The sequence below is a fragment of the Escherichia sp. AM3 genome (assembly GCF_032029835.1).
Lineage (GTDB): Bacteria > Pseudomonadota > Gammaproteobacteria > Enterobacterales > Enterobacteriaceae > Escherichia > Escherichia coli.
Genome location: NZ_JAVUPQ010000019.1, coordinates 55,248 through 63,782, shown reverse-complemented (window position 1 = coordinate 63,782; position 8,535 = coordinate 55,248). Strand labels below are relative to the sequence as shown.

Annotated in this window: 8 protein-coding genes and 2 pseudogenes; 6 read left to right on the top strand and 4 right to left on the bottom strand. The window is 49.5% G+C overall.

The annotated features are described in order from the left end of the window. Positions 1-79: 79 nt before the first annotated feature. From yjgL to RTW80_RS10300, 3 genes and pseudogenes are all read right to left on the bottom strand, one after another. Positions 80-628, bottom strand: a pseudogene (gene yjgL / locus RTW80_RS10310) (protein YjgL); the annotation flags it as partial. 122 nt (positions 629-750) lie between these two features. After that, positions 751-1,203, bottom strand: coding sequence for a toxin-antitoxin biofilm protein TabA (gene tabA / locus RTW80_RS10305; protein ID WP_001336307.1), 453 nt, complete (start codon positions 1,201-1,203; stop codon positions 751-753). A gap of 144 nt (positions 1,204-1,347) precedes the next feature. Continuing rightward, positions 1,348-1,941, bottom strand: coding sequence for a TetR/AcrR family transcriptional regulator (locus RTW80_RS10300; RefSeq protein ID WP_000256664.1), 594 nt, complete (start codon positions 1,939-1,941; stop codon positions 1,348-1,350). Positions 1,942-2,011: 70 nt separating this feature from the next. Here RTW80_RS10300 and bdcA point away from each other — a divergent pair, with 70 nt between their 5' ends. The 6 genes and pseudogenes from bdcA (at position 2,012) to ridA (ending at position 5,537) form a co-directional block, all read left to right on the top strand. Further along, positions 2,012-2,725 carry an SDR family oxidoreductase gene (bdcA, locus tag RTW80_RS10295; protein ID WP_000500738.1) on the top strand — a complete coding sequence of 238 codons (714 nt, stop codon included), beginning with the start codon at positions 2,012-2,014 and terminating at the stop codon, positions 2,723-2,725. A gap of 130 nt (positions 2,726-2,855) precedes the next feature. Next, positions 2,856-3,250: pseudogene (locus RTW80_RS10290) on the top strand (RidA family protein). Between the two features lie 280 nt (positions 3,251-3,530). Further along, positions 3,531-3,665, top strand: a complete 135-nt coding sequence (gene pyrL, locus RTW80_RS10285) for a pyr operon leader peptide (protein ID WP_001296693.1) — start codon at positions 3,531-3,533, stop codon at positions 3,663-3,665. A 3-nt stretch (positions 3,666-3,668) separates the two neighbouring features. Continuing rightward, on the top strand, positions 3,669-4,604 hold the full coding sequence (pyrB, locus tag RTW80_RS10280) for an aspartate carbamoyltransferase (RefSeq protein ID WP_000013046.1): 936 nt from the start codon (positions 3,669-3,671) through the stop codon (positions 4,602-4,604). Positions 4,605-4,616: 12 nt separating this feature from the next. Then, on the top strand, positions 4,617-5,078 hold the full coding sequence (gene pyrI, locus RTW80_RS10275) for an aspartate carbamoyltransferase regulatory subunit (RefSeq protein WP_000148581.1): 462 nt from the start codon (positions 4,617-4,619) through the stop codon (positions 5,076-5,078). A gap of 72 nt (positions 5,079-5,150) precedes the next feature. Beyond that, positions 5,151-5,537: a 2-iminobutanoate/2-iminopropanoate deaminase gene (gene ridA, locus RTW80_RS10270; RefSeq protein WP_000047539.1), complete on the top strand. Its 387-nt coding sequence runs from the start codon at positions 5,151-5,153 to the stop codon at positions 5,535-5,537. A gap of 205 nt (positions 5,538-5,742) precedes the next feature. Here the strand turns inward: ridA and mgtA are convergent, their stop codons facing one another. Beyond that, positions 5,743-8,439 carry a magnesium-translocating P-type ATPase gene (mgtA, locus tag RTW80_RS10265; RefSeq protein WP_000471866.1) on the bottom strand — a complete coding sequence of 899 codons (2,697 nt, stop codon included), beginning with the start codon at positions 8,437-8,439 and terminating at the stop codon, positions 5,743-5,745. Positions 8,440-8,535 lie beyond the last annotated feature (96 nt).

Genomic DNA, 8,535 nt, shown 5'->3' with positions numbered 1-8,535 from the left:
CTGATAGAAACAGAAGCCACTGGAGCACCTCAAAAACACCATCATACACTAAATCAGTAAGTTGGCAGCATCACCGAAGCGCCATATTCTTGTTAGCTTCACGTTGGTAACACGCCAGAACCTTGTTAGTAATCAGGTGTAATGAACTATCATCTTTTCTTTCAAAAGACTTACCTTCATAACGAAAACTCAAAAAATCAGATTGTGGAAATATAATGACTGTATGTCCTTGACGAGTCCCCATAGTAGTGGTAGTAGAAAGTGTAATTTCTATTTCCACCTTAGATAAATCCGCTCGCTCCCCTTCAGGATTATTCATAACAAACTTCATTATCTCACTACCATCATTATTTTTGATATAAGATGAGGACTTAATATGAGCCATCATATTTCTACCCGCTTCGTTGGAGCGTTTGCTAAAATCCACATAACCCAGGGTAAATATCTTAGCCAAAAACTCCAAAAATGATCTGGAAGAAAGAATATTCCTTCTGCTATCCTGCCCCCCGGCAATACGGGCAAAATCATTCATTCCAACACGCCAGGTATTTAAAACTTCACTTTTTTGTTTAAAATTGTCGGCTAATGTAATGTGTTGAGAATAATTCAAATCTGATATTTTGCTCATGACGGACTCCTTGAGTTAATAAGAACGTCTAAGCATTACAAATTCTACTCACAAAAAAATATCAAAAAACGCTCTTTTCATAAGCTCGCCGTAAACCTGGAGTTATTTACGGCGAAAAGTCATCACGCCATCAGCATCTTCACTACTGCTTTGCGAACCCGGGCTGGCGCGCCCACTGCGCACAGCGGTTTATGCACTTCCCCCGGATAAAACACAACAAAATCACCTTCATTTAGGATAACTGTTTTCTCATCAACGCCTTCCGGCAAAAATGCGATGTCTTTATCAGCTAACCAGTCGGTATCCGGCGTGCCTGCAGGTTGCGTGCTGAAGGTCATGCCTTCCTGACCTTTTAACACAATCTGAATGTCGAGATAGCGGGCATGGTACTCCGCACGGCGAGCTTCGTACGGCTCGGTCATATCTTCCGAGATAAGATAAAACAGACGATTACCTTCGATATCGTGCTTGCCCTTTGGCGTTTCTGCCGTAACGTGTGCTTTGATATGCTCAATCGCCTGGCGTAACTCCTGGGGTAGCCACGGCTGAAGATTATGAATATTTCCGATGATCATCTTTTCCACTCCTTAATTAAAACAATGTTTCATTTCCACCGTTATACGAAAAGATGATCAATTCCGCCAGCCTTAACGCGTGAATTATTGTCTTATCACAACTTATCGGCAGGCGCGTTCCCGCCTTTCGGATCAAGGTCAGCATCACTCCTTGAGAATAGTTTTTATCGCTTCCCCCGCCAGTGCAGCTGTTGCACAGAGTTGTTCGAGGGAGTGCCCCTCTCGTGCCTTCGCAGAAAGCCCTGACATCACGGTACTCATAAAATCAGTCACACATTGTGCGCTTTGTGGATGCCGCCTGGCGATATAGTCATAAATGGTCGTTTCTGCGGCGTGATAATATTGAACGGCAATATCACGCGCTTGTGGATCATGACTATGAATGCCTTCAAGAACCATACAGCCAGCGCAGCCGCCGTTTTGGCTATATCTGCGCGCCGCTTCTTTTAATACCTCAGCCAGGCACTCCCCTACCGGACGATCATCACGAAGAATATCGGCAAGCGGAATAGCTTCCGTACCGACATATTCATTGAGTACACGGCTAAATAACCCAGCCTTATTGCCAAAAGCCGCGTAGAGGCTCGGGGGGTTAATACCAAGATAATCAGTAACTTCAGCAACACTAACAGCATCGAAACCTTTTTGGTGAAAAAGCACTTTTGCCGCAGAGACTGCCTGCTCAGGAGCGAAACGTCTGGGACGACCAGGAACGCGAGATTGTTTTTTAGTGACCATTACAAAACTTGTTGACAGAAAGTTAAAACAGTTTTGTAATGCATGTTACATAATAAATCAAGGAGTCCTTATGGGCGCTTTTACAGGTAAGACAGTTCTCATCCTCGGTGGCAGCCGTGGAATCGGTGCCGCTATGGTACGTCGTTTCGTCACCGATGGGGCCAATGTACGATTCACCTATGCGGGGTCGAAAGATGCCGCTGAACACCTGGCACAAGAGACTGGAGCGATAGCAGTATTCACAGATAGTGCTGACAGAGACGCTGTCATTGATGTCGTTCGTAAGAGTGGCGCATTGGATATTCTGGTAGTAAATGCAGGTATTGGCGTCTTTGGCGATGCCCTGGAATTAAATGCCGACGATATTGATCGCCTTTTCAAAATCAATATTCATGCTCCTTATCATGCCTCTGTTGAAGCCGCCCGGCAGATGCCCGAAGGCGGGCGCATCTTAATCATCGGCTCCGTGAATGGCGATCGTATGCCTGTTGCAGGCATGGCTGCTTATGCCGCCAGCAAATCTGCCCTGCAAGGCATGGCGCGCGGGCTGGCCCGTGATTTTGGACCGCGTGGGATCACCATCAACGTCGTCCAGCCAGGGCCAATTGATACCGACGCTAATCCCGCCAACGGGCCAATGCGCGATATGTTGCATAGTTTTATGGCTATCAAAAGACATGGGCAACCGGAAGAGGTCGCTGGTATGGTCGCATGGTTAGCAGGGCCAGAAGCCAGCTTTGTTACCGGCGCGATGCATACCATTGATGGCGCGTTTGGCGCATAACCGACTACGCTCAATTAAGCCCAGCCATTATCCATGATGTCTGGGTTTTGTTTACTCACGTCGTCCGCTAAAAGCGGCTCCCGGTAAAGAGAACTCTTCTGTTCATGTCGTAAATCTTGAGGATAACCAAATGGTAGAAAGAACCGCTGTTTTCCCTGCTGGCCGACATTCACTGTATGCTGAGCATCGTTATTCTGCGGCTATTCGTTCCGGCGATTTGCTGTTTGTTTCCGGGCAAGTAGGAAGTCGAGAGGACGGAACACCAGAACCCGATTTTCAGCAACAAGTCAGACTGGCATTTGATAATTTGTATGCGACCCTGGCTGCTGCGGGATGCACTTTTGACGATATCATTGATGTTACGAGCTTCCATACCGATCCAGAAAACCAATTTGAAGACATCATGACGGTGAAAAATGAAATATTAGCGCCCCACCTTATCCAAACTGGACGGCGGTGGGTGTTACATGGCTGGCAGGCTTTGATTTTGAAATTAAAGTGATAGCGCGCATCCCTGAGCAGTAAGCAATAGTGTTAGCCGTTCGTTTTCACACTCCGCCCTATAAGTCGGATGAATGGAATAAAATGCATATCTGATTGCGTGAAAGTGAAAAAGAAAAAAGCAGGGAATGTCTGCAATTATTGATACCGAAGGACAGTTCCCCTCCAGAATCACAGCAAATAAAAATGCATATATTTTGACTTATAATTCAAATAAACCGTTTGCGCTGACAAAATATTGCATCAAATGCTTGCGCCGCTTCTGACGATGAGTATAATGCCGGACAATTTGCCGGGAGGATGTATGGTTCAGTGTGTTCGACATTTTGTCTTACCGCGTCTGAAAAAAGACGCTGGCCTGCCGTTTTTCTTCCCGTTGATCACCCATTCCCAGCCCCTCAATCGAGGGGCTTTTTTTTGCCCAGGCGTCAGGAGATAAAAGATGGCTAATCCGCTATATCAGAAACATATCATTTCCATAAACGACCTTAGTCGCGATGACCTTAATCTGGTGCTGGCGACAGCGGCGAAACTGAAAGCAAACCCGCAACCAGAGCTGTTGAAGCACAAAGTCATTGCCAGCTGTTTCTTCGAAGCCTCTACCCGTACCCGTCTCTCTTTCGAAACATCTATGCACCGCCTGGGTGCCAGCGTGGTGGGCTTCTCCGACAGCGCCAATACATCACTGGGTAAAAAGGGCGAAACGCTGGCCGATACCATTTCGGTTATCAGCACTTACGTCGATGCGATAGTGATGCGTCATCCGCAGGAAGGTGCGGCGCGCCTGGCCACCGAGTTTTCCGGCAATGTACCGGTACTGAATGCCGGTGATGGCTCCAACCAACATCCGACGCAAACCTTGCTGGACTTATTCACTATTCAGGAAACCCAGGGGCGTCTGGACAATCTCCACGTCGCAATGGTTGGTGACCTGAAATATGGCCGCACCGTTCACTCCCTGACTCAGGCGTTAGCGAAGTTCGACGGCAACCGTTTTTACTTCATCGCGCCGGACGCGCTGGCAATGCCGCAATACATTCTGGATATGCTCGATGAAAAAGGGATCGCATGGAGTCTGCACAGCTCTATTGAAGAAGTGATGGCGGAAGTAGACATCCTGTACATGACCCGCGTGCAAAAAGAGCGTCTGGACCCGTCCGAGTACGCCAACGTGAAAGCGCAGTTTGTTCTTCGCGCCAGCGATCTCCACAACGCCAAAGCCAATATGAAAGTGCTGCATCCGCTGCCGCGTGTTGATGAGATTGCGACGGATGTTGATAAAACGCCACACGCCTGGTACTTCCAGCAGGCAGGCAACGGGATTTTCGCTCGCCAGGCGTTACTGGCACTGGTTCTGAATCGCGATCTGGTACTGTAAGGGGAAATAGAGATGACACACGATAATAAATTGCAGGTTGAAGCTATTAAACGCGGCACGGTAATTGACCATATCCCCGCCCAGATCGGTTTTAAGCTGTTAAGTCTGTTCAAGCTGACCGAAACGGATCAGCGCATCACCATCGGTCTGAACTTGCCTTCTGGCGAGATGGGCCGCAAAGATCTGATCAAAATCGAAAATACCTTTTTGAGTGAAGATCAGGTAGATCAACTGGCATTGTATGCGCCGCAAGCCACGGTTAACCGTATCGACAACTATGAAGTGGTGGGTAAATCGCGCCCCAGTCTGCCAGAGCGCATCGACAATGTGCTGGTCTGCCCGAACAGCAACTGTATCAGCCATGCCGAACCGGTTTCTTCCAGCTTTGCCGTGCGAAAACGCGCCAATGACATCGCGCTCAAATGCAAATACTGTGAAAAAGAGTTTTCCCATAATGTGGTGCTGGCCAATTAATTGCGGTTGGTAATAAAAGTCTGGCTCCCTATAATGAGCCAGACTTTTTACCGCTGTAATAAAGGAGAAATCATGAGCAAAACTATCGCGACGGAAAATGCACCGGCAGCTATCGGTCCTTACGTACAGGGCGTTGATCTGGGCAATATGATCATCACCTCCGGTCAGATCCCGGTAAATCCGAAAACGGGTGAAGTACCGGCAGACGTCGCTGCACAGGCACGTCAGTCGCTGGATAACGTAAAAGCGATCGTCGAAGCCGCTGGCCTGAAAGTGGGCGACATCGTTAAAACCACCGTGTTTGTGAAAGATCTGAACGACTTCGCTACCGTTAATGCTACCTACGAAGCCTTCTTCACCGAACACAACGCCACCTTCCCGGCACGTTCTTGCGTTGAAGTCGCCCGTCTGCCGAAAGACGTGAAGATTGAGATCGAAGCGATCGCTGTTCGTCGCTAATCTTGATGGAAATCCGGGCTATCATGCCCGGATTAAGTCTGATGACAAACGCAAAATCGCCTGATGCGCTACGCTTATCAGGCCTACGTGATTCCTGCAATTTATTGAATTTGTTGGCCGGATAAGGCATTTACGCCGCATCCGGCATGAACAAAGCTTACTTTGTCTGCAATCTGAATCGGGGCTATCGTGCCCAGTTTATTCTTTATTGCCAGCCGTAACGACGGCTATAGAACCCTTTCACCAACTGGGTTAATGTCATATACCCTGCCAGAATCGCAACCAGCCACGGGAAATAGCTTAACGGCAGCGCCTGTAATTGCAGATAACTGGCCAGCGGTGAAAACGGCAATGCGATCCCGACAATCATCACGATCACGGTCATGATCATTAACGGCCACGATGCACAGCTCTGAATAAACGGCACACGGCGGGTGCGGATCATATGCACAATCAGCGTTTGCGACAGTAAGCCCACCACAAACCATCCCGACTGGAACAGCGTTTGCGTTTCCGGCGTGTTGGCATGGAATACCCACCACATCAGGCAAAACGTCAGAATATCGAAGATCGAGCTGATCGGTCCGAAGAAGATCATAAAGCGCCCCAGATCCGCCGGATTCCAACGCTGCGGCTTTTGAATTTGCTCGTCGTCGACGTTATCAAACGGGATCGCCACCTGTGACACATCATACAGCAGGTTCTGAATAAGCAAGTGTAACGGCAACATCGGCAGGAAGGGCAAGAAAGCACTCGCCACCAGCACGCTGAACACATTACCGAAGTTGGAGCTCGCCGTCATTTTGATGTATTTCAGCATGTTGGCGAAAGTGCGACGTCCTTCAATAACCCCCTCTTCCAGCACCATCAGGCTTTTTTCCAGCAGGATGATATCAGCCGCTTCACGGGCAATATCTACCGCGCCGTCCACAGAAATGCCGATATCCGCAGCGCGTAAGGCGGGCGCATCATTAATACCATCGCCCATAAAGCCAACCACATGCCCTTCGCGCTTCAGTAAGGTCACAATGCGTTCTTTATGCATCGGCGTCAGACGAGCAAACAGCGTGGTGCGCTGTGCGAGATTTGCCAGTTCGTCGTCAGATAGCGTTTCAATATCACTACCAATGACCACCTCTCCCGCGTCCAGCCCCACTTCATGGCACACTTTCGCTGCAACTAACTCACTGTCGCCAGTAAGGATTTTTACGGTAATTCCACTCGCTTTTAATGCCTTCAGTGCCGGAGCAGTTGTCTCTTTTGGCGGATCAAGGAAAGCAATATATCCTTCGAGGATCAGGTCGGATTCATCCGCCCGCTGGTAATCTCCTTCACGCGCTGGCAGGTATTTCGTCGCCACCGCAACCACGCGCAGCCCCTGACGATTCAGCGTATCAGTAACCCGCTTAATCTTACGCAGCATGATGTCATCGAGCGGCACAATCTCGCCATTGTGACGCACCTGCGAACACACATTGAGGATTTCCTGCAATGCACCTTTGCAAACCAGCTGATGGTGCTCGGTATTTTCTGCCACTACCACCGACATCCGGCGACGCTCGAAATCAAACGGAATCTCATCAATTTTTTGCCAACGACTGGCCAGCGAGCGCGCTGACTCTTCATCCGTACCTTCGAGCACCGCTGTATCGAGCAGGTTTTTAAGTCCGGTCTGATAATGACTGTTCAACCACGCGCTATGCAGCACGCGTTCGCTGGTTTTACCGGAGATATCGGTATGATTCTCCAGCACAATTTTGTCCTGTGTCAGGGTGCCGGTTTTATCAGTGCACAGAATATCCATTGCGCCAAAGTTCTGAATAGCATCCAGATGTTTGACGATCACTTTCTGTTTCGACAGCTTTACTGCGCCGCGCGCCAGCGTCGAGGTAACAATCATCGGCAACATTTCCGGCGTTAAGCCTACCGCGACCGAAAGCGCAAACAGTGCCGCTTCCCACCAGTCGCCTTTGGTGTAACCGTTGATAAGCAACACCACCGGAGCCATCACCAGCATAAAGCGAATCAGCAGCATACTGACGCGGCTGATCCCCTGCTGAAAGGCATTCGGCTCGCTTTCCTGCTCACTAACACGCCCCGCCAGTTGACCAAACCAGGTGTTGGCTCCTGTAGCAATCACCATTGCTTGTGCCGTGCCGCTCACCACGGTGGTGCCCATAAAACACAGGGTATCGCACTCCAGCGGATTGCTGTGCTCCGGCTGGCGAGTGGTAGCGGCTTTTTCTACGGGCAGAGACTCACCGGTTAACGACGCCTGAGCGACGAACAGATCCCGCGCCTGCAAGATACGTAAATCTGCCGGGATCATATCTCCCGCCGCCAGTTTTATAATATCGCCGGGCACCAGCTGGTCGATCGGGATCTCCAGCCAGCCATTTTCGCCTTTGTCGTTAATTACGCGCAGCACCGTCGCGGTATTGCTGACCATCGCTTTCAGGGCATCTGCCGCTTTAGTGGAACGTGCTTCCTGAATAAAGTTCAGCAACGTTGAAATAGCGACCATTAGCGCGATAACGCCCGCGGCAAATAAATCTTCCGTGGCGTAAGAAATAGCGCCGAGAATGGTGAGTAAAATATTAAAGGGGTTGCGATAGCAGACCCATAAATGTACCCACCACGGCGACGGTTGTTGTGCGGGTAATTTATTTTCACCATGTTGTTCGCGGGCAGATTCCACTTCCGCCTGATTTAACCCTTCCGGATGGGTGTCGAACGTTTTCCATAATTCTTCTTCGGGCATCACCGCCATTTTCAGGCAATGCGCACTTAAGGACGGCGGGACCGCCGTATTCACTGTCTGCTGCGCGCCAGGCAATGGATCGCGATGAACCAGACGGGAAGGTAAATGGCGAATGAGCCGGGTAAAAATTTCTTTAAACATAAGGAGTCCCTCCGCACTGTCTGAAACAGTACAGAAATGTCTTCAGGCGTGGCGAAGCCTTACCTGAAGGTAATAAAGCTGAGCAGGGACGTTAAA

Coding starts and splice junctions, on each gene's coding strand:
- pyrB (WP_000013046.1), top strand. CDS start 3,669: ATGGCTAATCCGCTATATCAGAAACATATCATTTCCATAAACGACCTT.
- mgtA (WP_000471866.1), bottom strand. CDS start 8,439: ATGTTTAAAGAAATTTTTACCCGGCTCATTCGCCATTTACCTTCCCGT.
- ridA (WP_000047539.1), top strand. CDS start 5,151: ATGAGCAAAACTATCGCGACGGAAAATGCACCGGCAGCTATCGGTCCT.
- bdcA (WP_000500738.1), top strand. CDS start 2,012: ATGGGCGCTTTTACAGGTAAGACAGTTCTCATCCTCGGTGGCAGCCGT.
- pyrL (WP_001296693.1), top strand. CDS start 3,531: ATGGTTCAGTGTGTTCGACATTTTGTCTTACCGCGTCTGAAAAAAGAC.
- tabA (WP_001336307.1), bottom strand. CDS start 1,203: ATGATCATCGGAAATATTCATAATCTTCAGCCGTGGCTACCCCAGGAG.
- pyrI (WP_000148581.1), top strand. CDS start 4,617: ATGACACACGATAATAAATTGCAGGTTGAAGCTATTAAACGCGGCACG.
- RTW80_RS10300 (WP_000256664.1), bottom strand. CDS start 1,941: ATGGTCACTAAAAAACAATCTCGCGTTCCTGGTCGTCCCAGACGTTTC.